The sequence below is a fragment of the Enterobacter sp. WCHEn090032 genome (genome assembly GCF_003986875.1).
In the GTDB taxonomy this organism is placed as follows: domain Bacteria; phylum Pseudomonadota; class Gammaproteobacteria; order Enterobacterales; family Enterobacteriaceae; genus Enterobacter; species Enterobacter sichuanensis.
In genome coordinates this window covers 129,435-145,862 of sequence record NZ_RXRN01000004.1, presented here as the reverse complement: position 1 = coordinate 145,862, position 16,428 = coordinate 129,435, and the positions used below count along the sequence as shown (strand labels likewise).

General features: G+C 57.1%; 13 protein-coding genes. 7 read left to right on the top strand and 6 right to left on the bottom strand.

All coding sequences use genetic code 11. The features are described 5' to 3' along the window. The first annotated feature begins 147 nt into the window (after positions 1-147). Complete coding sequence (locus tag EKN83_RS05125) at positions 148-1,062, top strand: SPFH domain-containing protein (protein ID WP_008499312.1); 915 nt, start codon at positions 148-150, stop codon at positions 1,060-1,062. Continuing rightward, positions 1,059-1,511 carry an NfeD family protein gene (locus tag EKN83_RS05120; RefSeq protein ID WP_059386533.1) on the top strand — a complete coding sequence of 151 codons (453 nt, stop codon included), beginning with the start codon at positions 1,059-1,061 and terminating at the stop codon, positions 1,509-1,511. The genes EKN83_RS05125 and EKN83_RS05120 overlap by 4 nt, the downstream gene beginning before the upstream one ends. On the opposite strand, the gene cueR is transcribed toward EKN83_RS05120, so the two are convergent. Next, on the bottom strand, positions 1,508-1,918 hold the full coding sequence (gene cueR, locus EKN83_RS05115) for a Cu(I)-responsive transcriptional regulator (protein ID WP_025756136.1): 411 nt from the start codon (positions 1,916-1,918) through the stop codon (positions 1,508-1,510). The genes EKN83_RS05120 and cueR overlap by 4 nt on opposite strands. Positions 1,919-2,026: 108 nt before the next feature. On the opposite strand from cueR, the gene copA reads away from it, so the two are divergent. From copA to ybaK, 3 genes are all read left to right on the top strand, one after another. Beyond that, positions 2,027-4,525, top strand: a complete 2,499-nt coding sequence (gene copA / locus EKN83_RS05110; protein WP_045286623.1) for a copper-exporting P-type ATPase CopA — start codon at positions 2,027-2,029, stop codon at positions 4,523-4,525. A gap of 50 nt (positions 4,526-4,575) precedes the next feature. Beyond that, the gene (locus tag EKN83_RS05105) at positions 4,576-5,370 is read left to right on the top strand and encodes a TraB/GumN family protein (protein WP_045286622.1); all 795 of its coding nucleotides are present in this window, start codon (positions 4,576-4,578) and stop codon (positions 5,368-5,370) included. A 199-nt stretch (positions 5,371-5,569) separates the two neighbouring features. Further along, on the top strand, positions 5,570-6,049 hold the full coding sequence (gene ybaK / locus EKN83_RS05100) for a Cys-tRNA(Pro)/Cys-tRNA(Cys) deacylase YbaK (RefSeq protein ID WP_023343509.1): 480 nt from the start codon (positions 5,570-5,572) through the stop codon (positions 6,047-6,049). A 121-nt stretch (positions 6,050-6,170) separates the two neighbouring features. Here the strand turns inward: ybaK and ushA are convergent, their stop codons facing one another. Next, positions 6,171-7,823 carry a bifunctional UDP-sugar hydrolase/5'-nucleotidase UshA gene (gene ushA / locus EKN83_RS05095; protein WP_126800451.1) on the bottom strand — a complete coding sequence of 551 codons (1,653 nt, stop codon included), beginning with the start codon at positions 7,821-7,823 and terminating at the stop codon, positions 6,171-6,173. Positions 7,824-7,992: 169 nt separating this feature from the next. Between ushA and EKN83_RS05090 the strand changes: the two genes are divergently transcribed. Next, positions 7,993-9,201, top strand: coding sequence for an MFS transporter (locus EKN83_RS05090; protein ID WP_025756141.1), 1,209 nt, complete (start codon positions 7,993-7,995; stop codon positions 9,199-9,201). A gap of 228 nt (positions 9,202-9,429) precedes the next feature. Next, positions 9,430-11,106, top strand: coding sequence for a YbaL family putative K(+) efflux transporter (gene ybaL / locus EKN83_RS05085; protein ID WP_126800450.1), 1,677 nt, complete (start codon positions 9,430-9,432; stop codon positions 11,104-11,106). A gap of 104 nt (positions 11,107-11,210) precedes the next feature. On the opposite strand, the gene EKN83_RS05080 is transcribed toward ybaL, so the two are convergent. The 4 genes from EKN83_RS05080 to htpG all read right to left on the bottom strand — a co-directional run bounded on the left by EKN83_RS05080 (position 11,211) and on the right by htpG (position 16,412). Further along, the gene (locus EKN83_RS05080) at positions 11,211-12,515 is read right to left on the bottom strand and encodes an inosine/guanosine kinase (protein WP_025756143.1); all 1,305 of its coding nucleotides are present in this window, start codon (positions 12,513-12,515) and stop codon (positions 11,211-11,213) included. A 62-nt stretch (positions 12,516-12,577) separates the two neighbouring features. After that, on the bottom strand, positions 12,578-13,540 hold the full coding sequence (gene hemH, locus EKN83_RS05075) for a ferrochelatase (protein ID WP_025756144.1): 963 nt from the start codon (positions 13,538-13,540) through the stop codon (positions 12,578-12,580). Between the two features lie 124 nt (positions 13,541-13,664). Then, positions 13,665-14,309: an adenylate kinase gene (adk, locus tag EKN83_RS05070; protein WP_006809841.1), complete on the bottom strand. Its 645-nt coding sequence runs from the start codon at positions 14,307-14,309 to the stop codon at positions 13,665-13,667. 228 nt (positions 14,310-14,537) lie between these two features. Continuing rightward, the gene (gene htpG, locus EKN83_RS05065; RefSeq protein ID WP_126800449.1) at positions 14,538-16,412 is read right to left on the bottom strand and encodes a molecular chaperone HtpG; all 1,875 of its coding nucleotides are present in this window, start codon (positions 16,410-16,412) and stop codon (positions 14,538-14,540) included. Positions 16,413-16,428 lie beyond the last annotated feature (16 nt).

Here is a 16,428-nt window from a genome sequence, read left to right as displayed (position 1 = left end):
CCGTTAACCGCGTCTTGTAAGAACCGTCTGTAGCATAATCTTTTTCCAGTCTATTTTCAGAGGCGAATTTCAACCGGATAGCCGATATACTTATGAGCAATAAACACACACGTTCTCTCATCACGGCATGCAAAACAGGAGGTTTTTATGCTTATTGTTGTTCCAGTCCTTATTTTTGTTGCGCTGGTTATTGTGGGCGCAGGCGTCAAAATTGTTCCTCAGGGTTATCAGTGGACCGTCGAGCGTTTCGGTCGTTATACCAACACGCTCCAGCCTGGATTAAGCCTGATTGTCCCGTTCATGGACCGTATTGGCCGTAAGATCAACATGATGGAACAGGTTCTGGATATTCCTTCCCAGGAAGTGATCTCGAAGGATAACGCCAACGTCACCATTGACGCCGTCTGCTTTATTCAGGTGATTGATGCGCCAAAAGCAGCGTATGAGGTGAGCAATCTGGAGCTGGCGATCGTCAACCTGACGATGACCAACATCCGTACCGTGCTCGGCTCGATGGAGCTGGATGAAATGCTCTCCCAGCGCGACAGCATCAATACCCGCCTGCTGCACATTGTTGATGAAGCGACGAACCCGTGGGGCATTAAAGTGACCCGCATCGAGATCCGCGATGTGCGACCGCCTGCGGAACTGATCGCCTCCATGAACGCGCAGATGAAGGCTGAGCGGACCAAACGAGCCTACATTCTGGAAGCGGAAGGGGTACGTCAGGCTGAGATCCTGAAGGCGGAAGGGGAAAAACAGTCGCAGATCCTGAAAGCGGAAGGCGATCGTCAGTCCGCGTTCTTACAGGCGGAAGCGCGTGAACGTTCTGCCGAAGCGGAAGCCCGCGCAACGCAAATGGTGTCCGAGGCGATTGCCGCCGGTGATATCCAGGCGGTGAACTACTTCGTCGCACAGAAATATACCGATGCGCTGAAAGAGATCGGCTCCGCCAATAACAGCAAAGTGGTGATGATGCCGCTGGATGCCAGCAGCCTGATGGGCTCTATCGCCGGGATTGCTGAACTGATCAAAGACAGCGGGAACGAGCGTAAAAAATGATTGAGCTTATCGTCGCACATCCTCACGCTTTCTGGCTAAGCCTTGGGGGGTTATTGCTGGCCGCGGAGATGCTGGGCGGCAATGGCTACCTGCTGTGGAGCGGTGTCGCCGCGGTCATTACCGGGCTGCTCGTCTGGCTTCTGCCGCTTGACTGGGCGTGGCAGGGGGCATTGTTTGCCGTGCTGACGCTGGTGGCCGCGTGGCTGTGGTGGCGCTGGCTTAACCGACAGGTTAACGAGCAGAAACCGGTGGACGCGCATCTCAACCAGCGCGGACAGCAGATTGTCGGCCAGCGTTTTACGCTTGATACCGCGCTGGTGAACGGACGTGGACATATGCGCGTGGGCGACAGTTCGTGGCCGGTGGTCGCCGACGAAGACCTCAGCGCCGGCACGCGGGTTGAGGTCATTGCGGTGCAAGGCATAACCCTGCGGGTTAAAGCCTGCTAAGCAGAGGTCTTACGATGGCAGCAGCCGGCAAGATTATCGATAATCGGGCAGTCGGCGCTGTCATCCCCAGGACAGGATTCCGCGAGCTGTAGCAGCTGTTCGCGCATCGCCTGTAGCTCGATGATATGGCGTTCAATCTCGGCCACTTTTTCCAGGGTGCGTTTTTTCACGTCTGCGCTGTGTCGCTTCGGATCGTTAAACAGGTTAACCAGCTCACCGCACTCTTCCAGATTAAATCCGACCTGCCTCGCCTGGCGCAGTAACGTCAGTTCATCCAGATGCAGCTGCGTGTAGCTGCGGTAGCCGTTTTCACTGCGCAGCGGCGGCGTCACCAGCCCCTTCTCTTCATAAAAGCGAATCGCTTTGCTGGTTAAACCGGTTTTTTTCGCCACATCGCTGATATTCACATTTCCCCCTTGACCTTCCCCTTGATGGAAGGTTTAACCTTCATAACAGTCAGTAAAAAGCACGATATCGGTCAACAACTGACCAGATCATTATACGGGAGTTTTACTATGTCTCACACTATCGACCTGACGCTGGATGGCCTCTCCTGCGGTCATTGCGTCAAACGCGTAAAAGAAAGCCTTGAACAGCGCCCCGATGTTGAAAGCGCTGAAGTCACTATCGACCATGCCGCCGTTACCGGCAGCGCCAGCGCGGATGCGCTGATCGATACCATCAGGCAGGCCGGCTATGGGGCGGAGCTGAGCCACCCAAAGGCTAAACCGCTGGCAGAGTCATCATCCCCGTCGGAAGCACTGACAGCGGCCACTCCTGAGCTTCCGGCAGCGGATGATATTGATGACAGCCAACAGCTGCTGATCAACGGCATGAGCTGCGCCAGCTGCGTCTCCCGGGTACAAAACGCCCTGCAGGCGGTACCGGGCGTCGCCCAGGCACGGGTCAACCTCGCGGAGCGCACTGCGCTGGTGATGGGCAGCGCCTCCGCAGCAGATTTAGTGCAGGCCGTTGAAAAAGCGGGCTACGGCGCGGAGGCCATCGAAGATGATGCCGAACGCCGCGAGCGCCAGCAGGAAACGGCGATTGCCACCATGAAGCGCTTCCGCTGGCAGGCGATTGTCGCCCTGCTGGTGGGTATTCCGGTGATGGTGTGGGGGATGCTCGGCGACAACATGATGGTCACCGACGACAACCGCACGCTGTGGCTGGTCATCGGTCTCATTACCCTGGGCGTGATGGTCTTCGCGGGCGGTCATTTCTATACCAGCGCCTGGAAGAGCCTGAAAAACCGCACCGCGACGATGGATACGCTGGTTGCGCTCGGCACGGGTGCGGCGTGGCTCTACTCCATGAGCGTGAACGTCTGGCCCCAGTGGTTCCCAATGGAAGCGCGGCATCTCTATTATGAAGCCAGCGCGATGATCATCGGCCTGATTAACTTAGGCCATATGCTGGAAGCCCGCGCCCGTCAGCGCTCCTCGAAAGCGCTGGAAAGGTTGCTCGATTTAACCCCGCCAACCGCGCGCGTGGTCACGGACGACGGGGAAAAGAGCGTCCCGCTGGCCGAGGTTCAGCCTGGCATGACGCTGCGTCTGACTACGGGCGATCGCGTTCCCGTTGACGGTAAAATCACGCAGGGCGAAGCCTGGCTGGATGAAGCGATGCTGACCGGCGAGCCCATCCCCCAGCAGAAATCAGACGGTGACGCCGTTCATGCCGGTACGGTGGTACAGGACGGCAGCGTGCTGTTTACCGCCAGCGCCGTCGGCAGCCACACCACGCTGTCGCGCATTATTCGCATGGTGCGCCAGGCGCAGAGCAGTAAGCCGGAGATTGGCCAGCTTGCCGACAGGATCTCTGCCATTTTTGTGCCGGTGGTAGTCGGTATTGCCCTGCTGAGCGCGGCGATCTGGTATTTCTTCGGCCCGGCGCCGCAGATTGTTTATACCCTGGTGATTGCCACCACGGTGCTGATCATCGCCTGTCCGTGCGCCCTTGGCCTGGCGACGCCGATGTCGATTATCTCCGGCGTAGGCCGCGCCGCCGAGTTTGGCGTGCTGGTGCGGGATGCAGACGCGCTGCAGCGGGCCAGCACCCTGGACACGCTGGTGTTTGATAAAACCGGCACGCTGACCGAAGGCAAACCGCAGGTAGTGGCCGTCACGACCGCAGGCATTGCCGAAGCGGACGCGCTGCGGCTTGCCGCGGCGCTGGAGCAAGGCTCCAGCCATCCGCTGGCGCGCGCCATCCTTGATAAAGCGAATGCATCTGCCCTGCCGCAGGTCAGCAACTTCCGTACCCTGCGCGGGCTCGGCGTCAGCGGTGAAGCCGAAGGCCACGCGCTGCTGCTGGGCAACCAGGCATTGCTTAATGACAACGGTATTGATACCTCCGCGCTGGAAAGCGAGCTGAAAGCGCAGGCGTCTCAGGGCGCCACGCCAGTTCTGCTTGCGGTCGATGGCCAGGCCGCCGCGCTGCTGGCCGTGCGCGATCCGCTTCGTCAGGATAGCGTGGACGCCTTGCAGCGCCTGCATCGCGCGGGCTACCGTCTGGTCATGCTGACCGGAGATAACCCAACAACGGCAAACGCCATCGCCCGGGAGGCCGGTATTGACGAGGTGATTGCGGGCGTACTGCCGGATGGCAAAGCGGACGCCATTAAAAACCTGCAGCGTCAGGGCCGTCAGGTGGCGATGGTCGGCGACGGCATCAACGATGCCCCGGCGCTGGCCCAGGCGGACGTGGGAATTGCCATGGGGGGTGGGAGCGACGTGGCCATTGAAACCGCCGCCATTACGCTGATGCGCCATAGCCTGATGGGCGTTGCCGACGCGCTGGCCATTTCAAAAGCCACGTTGCGCAACATGAAGCAGAACCTGCTGGGGGCGTTTATCTATAACACCCTCGGTATCCCGATTGCGGCCGGCATTTTATGGCCGCTGACCGGCACGCTGCTAAACCCGGTGGTCGCAGGTGCGGCGATGGCGCTCTCCTCCATCACCGTGGTGAGCAACGCCAACCGGCTGCTGCGCTTTAAACCGAAGGATTGAACCTTGTACTCGTACGCGCTAGCATGACCCTTTCCATTCATGGAGCGCGTATGGGTCTGTTTAATCGTATAAAAACATCGTTTCGCGCCCTCTTTCCTCGCCGTTACGCCTGGCCGGGTCTGGATATCTCTCTCCCCGGCGGGCAACACCTGCACCTGGTAGGCAGCATTCATATGGGTACGCAGGATATGTCTCCCCTGCCGCCCGGCCTGATCAAGCTGCTGAAACACGCCGACGCACTGGTCGTTGAGGCGGACATCTCCGGCCATGAGTCGCCGTTCGCTGGCCTGGAGAGCGATCTCACGCTCGCGGAACGTCTGGATGAAACCCAGCTTGCGGAGCTGACGCGCGTGGCGGATGAAACGGGCGTCTCGCTTTCCATGATTGACACCCTGCCGCTGTGGCAAATTGCGATGGTGCTGCAGGCCACGCAGGCGCAGCGTCTGGGTCTGCGCGGTGATTACGGCATTGATTACCAGCTGCTGAATGTGGCCAGGGCGCGCAGTCTGCCCATCATCGAACTGGAAGGGACCGACAGCCAGATTGCGCTCCTGCGACAGCTTCCCGACGACGGCCGTATGCTGCTGGATGATACGCTGACCCACTGGCACACCAACGCGCGACTGCTGCAAACCATGATTGGCTGGTGGCTGGACGCGCCGCCTGCGGAGGGTAAGCTGGCCTTACCGTCGACCTTCAGTGAATCGTTATACGATGTGCTGATGAATGCGCGCAACCAGGCCTGGCGACAGACGCTGCATGCGCTACCTGCGGGGCATTATGTGGTGGCGGTCGGGGCGTTACATTTGTACGGAGAAGGGAATTTGCCGTCGCTGCTGAAATAAAAAAATGGCCAATATTTCTATTGGCCCGTCAAAGAGGAATTTCATCGTTTTTATTATGCCGAAGGAGACCTTCGGTTGAGCCGATTGTCGCTCAAAGTGACCATCACTGCCAATACTATTGCGCAAGATGGTGCTATTTTTTAGACAAACGTCAGGCGTATGCTGATGGCATGATTTGTCTGTCGTAAGAAGGATAGCTATGACTCCCGCCGTTAAATTACTCGAAAAAAACAACATTTCTTTCCGGATCCACACTTACGATCACGATCCGAATGAGACCAACTTTGGTGATGAAGTGGTGCGCAAGCTGGGCCTGAACGCGGACCAGGTGTATAAAACGCTGCTGGTTGCGGTGAATGGCGACATGAAGCACCTCGCCGTCGCGGTTACGCCGGTGGCGGGACAGCTGGATCTGAAGAAAGTCGCTAAAGCCCTGGGGGCGAAGAAGGTGGATATGGCCGACCCGATGGTTGCGCAACGCACCACGGGCTACCTGGTGGGTGGGATCAGCCCGCTCGGGCAGAAAAAACGTTTGCCGACGCTGATTGATGCCCCTTCACAGGAATTTGACACCATCTTTATATCCGGAGGCAAACGCGGGCTGGATATTGAGCTGGCCGCGGGCGATCTGGCGAAAATGCTGGACGCGAAGTTTGCGGATATTGCGCGCCGGGATTGAGAAATTTGCCGGGTGGCGGCTTCGAGGTAAAAGCAAAACGGTAACAGGCGTTACCGTTTTTTGTGTTCGCGCCCTCTCCCGATGGGAGAGGGTTGGGGTGAGGGCATCAGGCCGCACAACACTACTGCCAGCTCACCTCGCCTTTCGGCTCATACGCATTCACGTCTATCGGTGAATTCTGCTCGATGAACTGCTTCAGCACTTCCGCATCAATAAAGCCGGTATTCACGTAGCCCGGTTTATTATCAATATGCGGATAGCCGTCGCCGCCGGTGGCGTTAAAACTCAGAGTCGCCAGACGGTAGGTTTTGCCAGGATCGACCGGTTCACCTTTAATCTTAAGATCGTTAAGCTTGCCGTCTTTCGCCACAAAGCTGACGTTGGCAAACTGCGGATAGGCCCCGGAATCCGGTTTCATCTGCGCCACAGCGGTCAGATAGTCAATGACCTCTTTCCCGCTCATATCGGCATAGACCACCACGTTACCGAACGGCTGCACCTTCAGGACGTCTTTATAGGTGATGTTGCCGCCTTCGATAGAGTCACGAATGCCGCCGCCGCTCATCACGCCGAAGTCAGCGCCGGTGCGCGCCATTTGCGCCGCCAGTACCAGGTGACCCATGTTGGTCTGCACGAAGCGAACTTTACTGCGGTCCCCTTCCAGACGCCCGTTCAGCGTGCCGATTTTCACATCCAGCTGCGCCTTACCTTTGTTCTGGAACGGCGTCAGCAGGGAGAGCATTTGCTGGTTTTCGGCGATCTCTGGCGTGTAAAGTACGCGCTCACTTTTCCCGTCCGGGTAGGTAACCTTTTTCTTCAGGTTGACCGGAATGAGCTGATAATGCACCAGCTTCATCTCACCGTTACGGAACTCGAAGTCCGCCCGGCCCACGTATTTGCCCCACTCGTGCGCCTGCACAATCCAGATACCGTTCTGACGGTCTGGGGCGCACGGCGTACCCGGCACGTAATCCACCTGCTTTTTGTTCTCCGAGGCCATACACACCGGATCTTGTGAGTGACCACCCACAATCATCGCCAGCGAGCCCGCTGGCAGGCTGCGCGCCATCTCCACGTCACCCGGTGCGTTCGAGCCGTGCTCACCGTTATCGTAGTGCCCCATGTGGGTGGTGGCGATAATCACGTCCGGCTTTTCGTTTTGCTGCAGCTCCTGAATCACCAGCTTCGCTTCGTCTGCCGGTTTGCGGAATTCGATATCGGTAAAGAACTCCGGGTTGCCAATTTTCGCCGTATCGTCGGTGGTTAAGCCAATGACCGCGATCTTCAGATCCTGACGCTTAAACAGCGCCCAGGGCTTAAACAGGCGCTCGCCGGTACTTTTCTGGTAAATATTGGCGGAAAGGAAGGGGAATTTGGCCCATTTTTCCTGCTGACGCAGCACGCTCAGCGGGTTATCAAACTCGTGGTTACCGACGGCCATCGCGTCGTAGCCAATCAGATTCATGCCGCGGAAATCGGGCTCGGCATCCTGTAAATCAGATTCCGGCACGCCGGTATTGATATCGCCTCCTGACAGTAACAGCACGCTGCCGCCCTGGGCTGCCACCTCTTTACGAATGCCGTCCACCAGCGTTTTTTGCGCCGACAGACCATATTCGCCGTATTCACTGCGCCAGAAATGACCGTGGTGATCGTTGGTATGCAGAATGGTGATTTTATAGGTTTTGTCTTTTTCATACGCCTGCGCGGGCAGGCTTACCATACCCCAGGCGGCAATCAGCGCCAGCGCGACGCCCCGCTTCATTAACTTCATCTTCTCTCTCCCTGACCAATAGACAAAGGCAGAAATTACAGTGACTAATAAGAATAGACAAATAAGTTTTCAGAATTGCGACTTTCTTCAAAGGTCCCGGGCGGGTATGTTAGTCGGATAATAATTACACCCTGCATCGCTAATAACTCAAGACGTGGTAATTCTCTCTATGGCAATCAGTGAATCAACCCAGACAGTTCCGGGCGCGCCGGCGTCGCGCACCTCCTTTAAAGTATTAGGCGCAATCAGTCTCTCGCATCTGCTCAACGACATGATCCAGTCGTTAATTCTGGCCATTTATCCGCTGCTGCAGTCCGAGTTCTCCCTCACCTTCGTGCAGATCGGGATGATCACTCTGACCTTCCAGCTGGCTTCCTCACTGCTGCAGCCGGTGGTGGGCTACTGGACGGATAAATACCCAATGCCGTGGTCGCTGCCGATCGGCATGTGCTTTACCTTAAGCGGACTGGTGCTGCTGGCCATGGCCGGAAGCTTTGAAGCCGTGCTGATTGCCGCCGCGCTGGTAGGTACCGGCTCGTCCGTTTTCCATCCAGAGTCCTCGCGCGTGGCGCGTATGGCTTCCGGGGGACGTCACGGTCTGGCGCAGTCTCTCTTCCAGGTGGGCGGCAACTTTGGTAGCTCCCTCGGCCCACTGCTGGCTGCGGTGATTATTGCCCCTTACGGTAAAGGCAACGTGGCCTGGTTCGTCCTGGCCGCACTGCTGGCGATTATTGTGCTGGCGCAGATCAGCCGCTGGTATGCTGCTCAGCATCGGGTGAATAAAGGAAAATCTAAAGCGAAGGTTATCAATCCCCTTCCTCGCAATAAGGTTATCCTGGCGGTGGCCGTCCTGCTGGTGCTGATTTTCTCGAAATACTTCTATATGGCGAGCATCAGCAGCTATTACACCTTTTATCTGATGCAAAAATTCGGATTATCGGTACAAAACGCGCAGATCCATCTGTTTGCCTTCCTGTTCGCCGTCGCCGCCGGCACGGTCATTGGCGGGCCTGTAGGGGATAAGATTGGGCGTAAATATGTTATTTGGGGCTCTATCCTCGGCGTAGCGCCCTTTACCCTCATTTTGCCGTACGCCAGCCTTGAATGGACAGGGATTTTAACCGTGATTATTGGTTTTATCCTCGCTTCCGCGTTTTCCGCCATTCTGGTCTATGCCCAGGAGCTGCTGCCAGGACGTATCGGTATGGTTTCCGGACTCTTTTTCGGTTTCGCCTTCGGTATGGGAGGCCTTGGCGCGGCGGTATTGGGGATGGTTGCGGATCACACCAGCATCTTCCTGGTTTATAAAATCTGCGCTTTCCTGCCACTTCTTGGGATGTTAACCATATTCCTGCCTGATAACCGCCACAAAGCGTAAATAAGGGGTAGCCAAAGTTTGTCTTTGGCTACCTGCCCCCCTGATGCCATAAGGGTTTCCTCTACTTCCCTCACTGAATTTAGCAAAATGCGCTTTTTATGGTGCTTATTGCTGTTTTATTCAAACTTCAACAATTATTCATAAACATAAGGGTAAAAATTGTCATAAACTATTACTCGGTTTTTGGTTTTTCACCAAAAAGGATCACCCACAACGAAAGGAGACGGAATGCACCACGCCACACCGCTTATCACCACCATTGTTGGTGGACTTGTGCTCGCTTTTATCCTCGGCATGATTGCCAATAAACTGCGTATTTCTCCTCTTGTCGGCTATCTGCTAGCGGGCGTCCTGGCCGGGCCGTTTACGCCAGGGTTCGTGGCGGATACCAAACTGGCCCCTGAGCTGGCGGAATTGGGCGTGATTCTGCTGATGTTTGGCGTCGGTCTGCATTTTTCCCTGAAGGATTTGATGGCGGTAAAGTCGATTGCCATACCGGGAGCGATCGCCCAGATAGGGGTGGCGACGCTGCTGGGGATGGCACTGTCGGCTGTGCTGGGCTGGTCGTTGATGACCGGCATCGTATTTGGGCTGTGTCTCTCGACCGCCAGTACCGTGGTGCTGCTGCGTGCGCTTGAAGAGAGACAGCTGATAGACAGCCAGCGTGGGCAAATCGCGATAGGCTGGCTGATTGTTGAAGACCTGGTGATGGTCCTGACGCTGGTGCTGCTGCCTGCCGTGGCTGGCATGCTGGAAAAAGACAATATCGGCTTCGCGTCACTGGCGCTGGATATGAGTATCACCATCGGGAAAGTGGTGGCGTTTATCGCCATCATGATGCTGGTGGGCCGCCGTCTGGTCCCGTGGATCATGTCCCGCAGCGCGGCAACCGGCTCACGCGAGCTGTTTACCCTCTCCGTGCTGGCGCTGGCGCTGGGCATTGCTTTTGGTGCCGTTGAGCTGTTTGACGTCTCCTTTGCCCTGGGCGCCTTCTTCGCCGGGATGGTGCTGAACGAATCCGAGCTGAGCCATCGCGCGGCGCACGATACCCTGCCGCTGCGCGACGCCTTCGCCGTGCTGTTCTTCGTCTCCGTCGGGATGTTGTTTGACCCGCTTATTCTGATCCAGCAGCCGCTGGCCGTGCTGGGCACGCTGGCGATCATCATATTTGGTAAATCCCTCGCCGCCTTCTTCCTGGTGCGGATGTTTGGCCACTCGCCGCGTACGGCACTGACCATCGCCGCCAGCCTGGCGCAGATTGGCGAGTTCGCCTTTATTCTCGCCGGTCTGGGCATGGCCCTGAATCTGCTGCCACAGGCCGGGCAAAACCTGGTGTTGGCAGGCGCGATCCTGTCGATTATGCTGAACCCGGTGCTGTTTGCCCTGCTGGAAAAATACCTCGATAAAACCGAAACCCTGGAAGAGCAGACCCTCGACGAGGCCATCGAAGAAGAGAAGCAGATCCCGGTGGATATTTGCAACCACGCCCTGCTGGTCGGCTTTGGCCGCGTGGGAAGCCTGCTTGGCGAGAAGCTGATGGCGCAGGGTATTCCGCTGGTGGTGATTGAAACCTCGCGTACCCGCGTCGACGAGCTGCGCGAGCGCGGCATTCGGGCGGTGCTGGGCAATGCGGCGAACGAAGAGATCATGAACCTGGCGCATCTGGACTGCGCCCGCTGGCTGCTGCTGACCATACCCAACGGCTATGAAGCGGGCGAGATTGTGGCTTCCGCGCGCGAGAAGTGCCCCAATATCGAGATTATCGCCCGGGCGCATTATGACGACGAGGTGGAATATATCACCGAGCGCGGCGCGAATAAGGTGGTGATGGGCGAACGCGAGATTGCGAATACGATGCTGACGCTGCTGGAGAAACCGCCGGTTGAAGAAGGGGTGACGGGTTAAGTGTTGTGCGGCCAGGTCCCCTCACCCTAACCCTCTCCCCATAGGGGAGAGGGAACTCGAACACCCTCTCCCCTATGGGGAGAGGGTTAGGGTGAGGGGTTTCTTTACCTGTCCCAGTACGCCTCTTCGAGGCTGTCTTCCCGCTCCGGCAGGCCGCGTGTTAAGCGCGGCGAGTGCTGGTTCAGCACCTGATAACTGACGCGATTCGCGTATTTACACACCTGCGCCAGCGACGAGTAGGTCAGCCAGTTGAATTTATGTTTGCTGGAATTGGGTACGTTGGTTTTGTGGTAAGCATTGGCGGTAATGTCGTGCAGCAGTGCCGCCAGCGCGCCGTCGCCCGCGCCGTTGGTGTTCATGATCTTCTCCGGTCCGCCCATATAGGGCGCGATGTGAGAGTAGATCCGCAGTGGGTTAATGCAATCTTTGTAACGCATGCCGCGGCTGAACTCATACTGGTTAAACTCGGCAATCGCCCCCGGCAGCAGCGGATGCTGGGTTTTGCGTTTACTCTCTTCTTCCGTGAAGCCCGCCATATACAACCCGACAGGACCGGCGGTGCAGAGCACCAGGTCCACCCAGTCCAGCGCTTTATCAGACGCCAGCAGCGGATCGCTTTCACCGGTCAGCGCTTCGGCCTCTTCTTCGTTCATTGCCAGAATCGAAACGTGCTCTTTCAGGAACGCCTGCCACCACTCCGGGTTATCGGCAATCACGAATTTGGTGCCCAGCGTTAACACTACCGGCACATCGTACTTTTTGGCGTACTCAATGGCTTTCATGGTGGCTTCCGGCATCGGCTCTCCCGGCTTGCAGCGCACCAGATAGGAGGTCAGTACCAGCGCCGACGCGCCCGCGATCACCTCTTCAGGAATGCTTTCCGCGCGCAGCTTATTCATGTGGCCCGGGCTGATGGCAAAGGTACGTTCACCGGATTCGCCGATCAGCGTAAAGCAGCGGCCAATCGGCCCGTCAACGCCCTGGAGATAGTTCAGATCGGTACGGCTGGAGGTGTTGCACAGATAACGGTAGGCGTAACCACCGATTTCGATATTGCTGCACATGACGCCAAGCAGGACAGAGCGGTCGTCAGCCAGCACGGAGTAGTTGTGCATAGTATTCCCGATGGTGCCTCCGGCAAACTGATGGGTAATCAGGTTTTCGCGCACCAGCTCCTGGTACAGCGCTTCGGCCACGTCATCTTCAATCACCAGCGAGTGACCGGCGCTCAGACCGTAACGAGCGACAAACTCATCATCCACTTTCGCTTCAATGTCCACCAGCGTCTGGTCGATACCGACGACCCAGGCCGCGCTGGTTTCATTTTCAGGCTGGATTTGCTGCAGGAGCGGATCGCGGGCATCGACGGGAAAGTAGTGTTTGGATTTGCGTTTACCGGGAAATTTCATGGTCTGAACTGTACGAAGAATATGGGCCGGGAATGGTAGCACAAACCCGGCCCGGAGTGCGATCAGCGGCTGTTCGTCACCAGCGAGACCATCATGTCGATATGTTCTGGCGAATCGTTAAGCGCCGGAATGTACTCGTACTTTTCACCGCCAGCTTCAAGGAAAAATTCCCGGTTTTGCACCGCGATCTCCTCCAGCGTTTCCAGGCAGTCAGCCGAGAAGCCCGGCGACATCACCTGAACATGCTTCACGCCCTTCTCACCGAGCATTTTGAGGGTTTCATCGGTGTACGGCGTCAGCCACGGCTCGCGGCCGAAGCGCGACTGGAAGGTCATCATCACCTTCTCCGGCGGCAGGCCAAGGGCGGAGACCAGTTCGCGGGTGGTATCGCGACAGCGCTGCGGGTAATCATCCCCTTCGTTGGCGAAACGCTGCGGGATGCCGTGATAGGAGAGCAGCAGCAGATCCGGCTCGCCGTGTTTTTCAAACGACGCGCGCGCGCTGTTGGCAAGCGCCTTGATGTACAGCTCGTTATCCGCATAGTCGCGAATAAAGGTCACGCCCGGAATGCGGCGGCGGGTCGCCAGAATGCGGGCCAGCTCGTCCCAGACGGCGGCCACCGTCGAGCAGGAGTACTGCGGGTAGAGCGCCAGCACCACGATATGGTCCACGCCCTGCGCCAGCAGTGAATCCACCGCGCTTTCCAGGGACGGTTTGCCGTAGCTCATGCCGAGCGCGACGGGCATCTCTGGCAGGCGGGCAGCCAGCGCTTTTTCCTGGCGACGGCTGTAAACCATCAGCGGCGAGCCCTCTTCCATCCACACGGACTGATAGAGTTTGGCGACGCGCGGAGAACGGATCGGCAGAATGACGCCACGCAGCAGCGGCCACCACAGCAGTCGCGGAAAATCCACGACGCGCGTGTCGCTTAAAAATTGTCGCAGGTAGCGTTTTACCGCGTCTGATGTAGGTGCTTCTGGAGTACCCAGATTGGCAAGCAGGATGCCGGTTTTCGCCTGACTCATTCACGCCTCTTAACCATTTGAATGGTTGTCAATTGTAGCGGAAATGCGTTTAAACGAAACCCATTGCTGTAATAGGTAAGATGAGAATTTTTCTCACCCGGTGGCCCGGGTGAGAGAGATGCGATTAGCCGAGGATTTTTTCCAGCTCAGCACGCACGTCAGCCACGGCTTTGGTGCCGTCAACTTTCGCGTATTTGGTGTTACCCGCCTGCGCTTCTTTGGTGTAGTAGCCGATCAGCGGCGCAGTCATCTGATGGTATTCCACCAGGCGCTTACGCACGGTCTCTTCCTGATCGTCTTTACGGGTGGTCAGCTCTTCGCCGGTCACGTCATCTTTGCCTTCAACCTTAGGTGGGTTGAATTTGATGTGGTAAACGCGGCCAGACGCAGCGTGTACGCGACGGCCAACGATACGATCAACGATCAGCTCGTCCGGTACGTCGAACTCCAGAACGTAGTCCACGTTGATGCCCGCTTCTTTCATGGCGTCAGCCTGAGGAATGGTGCGTGGGAAACCGTCCAGCAGGAAACCGTTACGGCAGTCTTCCTGAGCAATGCGCTCTTTGACCAGAGCAATAACCAGCTCGTCAGTCACCAGCTTGCCTGCGTCCATGATGTCTTTCGCTTGTTTACCCAGCTCGGAGCCAGATTTTACAGCGGCGCGCAGCATATCACCGGTGGAGATTTGCGGAATACCGTATTTCTCCATGATGAACTGAGCCTGAGTTCCTTTACCCGCGCCCGGAGCGCCAAGCAGAATAATACGCATTGCGAAAATCCCCTCAAAAGTCGATTCAATTTTTCAAAAGCGCTAAACAATACCACCAGAACGAGTGCGGCTCAAGGAAGGCGGGAAGGCTGAAACGGTTAATGGGGGGAGATAATTTGGGATAGTGCGAGAATGCCCCCTCACCCTAACCCTCTCCCCAAAGGGGAGAGGGGACGATTATACCCTCTCCCCTTTGGGGAGAGGGCTGGGTGAGGGGCAGGTGTTTAATTACGCCAGCAGCAGCCCATTCACACGTTTAATGAACAGGTTAGGATCTTCCAGCGTGCCGCGTTCGGCCAGCAGAGACTGGTCCAGCAGCAGCTCAACCCACTCAGCAAAGCGGGCTTCGTCCTGGGTATCCGCCGCGCGTTTCACCAGAGGATGATCCGGGTTCAGTTCGAAAATATATTTCACTTCCGGCACCGCCTGGCCCGCAGCCGCGAACAGCTTCGCCATCTGGGTGCTCATTTCATCGGCATCGGTGGTGACAATGGCCGGAGTGTCGGTCAGACGGTGAGTGAAACGCACCTCTTTTACGCGCTCGCCCAGCAGCGTTTTCACGCGCTCAATGAACGGCTCCAGCGCCTTCTCGGCTTCTTTCGCATTTTCATCCACTTCATCTGCCAGCTTGTCGATGGACTCGTCTGCCTTCGCAACAGACTGGAACGCCTTACCGTCGAACTCGGTCAGGTAGTTCATCATCCATTCGTCAATGCGGTCGGACAGCAGCAGTACTTCAATGCCTTTCTTGCGCAACAGCTCCAGGTGCGGGCTGCTCTTCGCTGCGGCGTAGCTGTCGGCGGTGATGTAGTAGATCTTCTCCTGCCCTTCTTTCATGCGGGAGATGTACTCTTCCAGCGACACGGTCTGCGCGGAGGAGTCGGTGTGCGTAGAGGCAAAGCGCAGCAGTTTAGCGATGGTTTCAACGTTCGCCATGTCTTCAGCCGGGCCTTCTTTCAGCACCAGACCGAACTGTTTCCAGAAGGTCTGATATTTTTCCGCATCGTCTTTCGCCAGTTTTTCCAGCATCTGCAGCGCACGTTTGGTCAGGGCGTTGCGCAAGTTACGGGTGACGGTGCTGTCCTGCAGAATTTCACGGGAGACGTTCAGCGGCAGATCGTTGGAATCTATCAGGCCGCGCACAAAGCGCAGGTAGTTCGGCATGAACTGCTCGGCGTCGTCCATGATGAAGACGCGCTGCACGTACAGCTTCAGGCCATGCTTGTGATCGCGGTTCCACATGTCCCACGGCGCCTGCGCCGGGATGTACAGCAGGCTGGTGTACTCCTGCTTACCTTCCACGCGGTTGTGGCTCCAGGTCAGCGGGTCGGTAAAGTCGTGGGCGATATGCTTGTAGAACTCGTTGTACTCGTCGTCCTTGATTTCAGCCTTGTTGCGCGTCCACAGCGCCTGCGCCTTGTTGATTTTCTCCCAGGAAACGATGGTTTCACCGTCTTTCTCTTCCTGTTTTTCAATCTCAACCGGCAGCGCGATGTGATCGGAGTACTTGCTGATGATGGAGCGTACGCGCCAGTCGTTCAGGAAATCATCTTCTCCTTCACGCAGGTGCAGGGTGATTTCGGTCCCGCGATCCGCTTTGGTGATGTCATCAACGGTGTATTCGCCTTCACCTTTCGATTCCCACAGCACGCCATTCTCCGCGCTGTCGCCCGCCGCGCGGGTGCGCACGGTGACTTTGTCCGCCACGATGAACGCCGAGTAGAAACCCACACCGAACTGACCGATCAGTTGGCTGTCTTTCGCCTGGTCAGAGCCCATGGACTCGAGGAACGCTTTGGTGCCGGATTTGGCGATGGTCCCGAGGTGGTCGATCACCTCGTCGCGGTTCATCCCGATGCCGTTATCGGCGATGGTCAGAGTGCGCTTCTCTTTATTGAAAGAGACGCGCACGCGCAGCTCACCGTCGCCTTCGTACAGATCCGGGTTAGACAGCGCGCGGAAGCGCAGCTTGTCCGCCGCATCGGAGGCGTTGGAAATCAGCTCACGCAGAAAAATTTCTTTGTTGGAATACAGGGAATGGATCATCAGGTGCAGAAGCTGTTTTACTTCTGACTGGAAACCGCGGGTTTCTTGTCCTTTCATCTATGTCGACCTCAAC

Coding starts and splice junctions, on each gene's coding strand:
- EKN83_RS05125 (WP_008499312.1), top strand. CDS start 148: ATGCTTATTGTTGTTCCAGTCCTTATTTTTGTTGCGCTGGTTATTGTG.
- ushA (WP_126800451.1), bottom strand. CDS start 7,823: ATGAAGTTAATGAAGCGGGGCGTCGCGCTGGCGCTGATTGCCGCCTGG.
- EKN83_RS05120 (WP_059386533.1), top strand. CDS start 1,059: ATGATTGAGCTTATCGTCGCACATCCTCACGCTTTCTGGCTAAGCCTT.
- hemH (WP_025756144.1), bottom strand. CDS start 13,540: ATGAGTCAGGCGAAAACCGGCATCCTGCTTGCCAATCTGGGTACTCCA.
- adk (WP_006809841.1), bottom strand. CDS start 14,309: ATGCGTATTATTCTGCTTGGCGCTCCGGGCGCGGGTAAAGGAACTCAG.
- copA (WP_045286623.1), top strand. CDS start 2,027: ATGTCTCACACTATCGACCTGACGCTGGATGGCCTCTCCTGCGGTCAT.
- EKN83_RS05090 (WP_025756141.1), top strand. CDS start 7,993: ATGGCAATCAGTGAATCAACCCAGACAGTTCCGGGCGCGCCGGCGTCG.
- EKN83_RS05080 (WP_025756143.1), bottom strand. CDS start 12,515: ATGAAATTTCCCGGTAAACGCAAATCCAAACACTACTTTCCCGTCGAT.
- htpG (WP_126800449.1), bottom strand. CDS start 16,412: ATGAAAGGACAAGAAACCCGCGGTTTCCAGTCAGAAGTAAAACAGCTT.
- ybaL (WP_126800450.1), top strand. CDS start 9,430: ATGCACCACGCCACACCGCTTATCACCACCATTGTTGGTGGACTTGTG.
- EKN83_RS05105 (WP_045286622.1), top strand. CDS start 4,576: ATGGGTCTGTTTAATCGTATAAAAACATCGTTTCGCGCCCTCTTTCCT.
- ybaK (WP_023343509.1), top strand. CDS start 5,570: ATGACTCCCGCCGTTAAATTACTCGAAAAAAACAACATTTCTTTCCGG.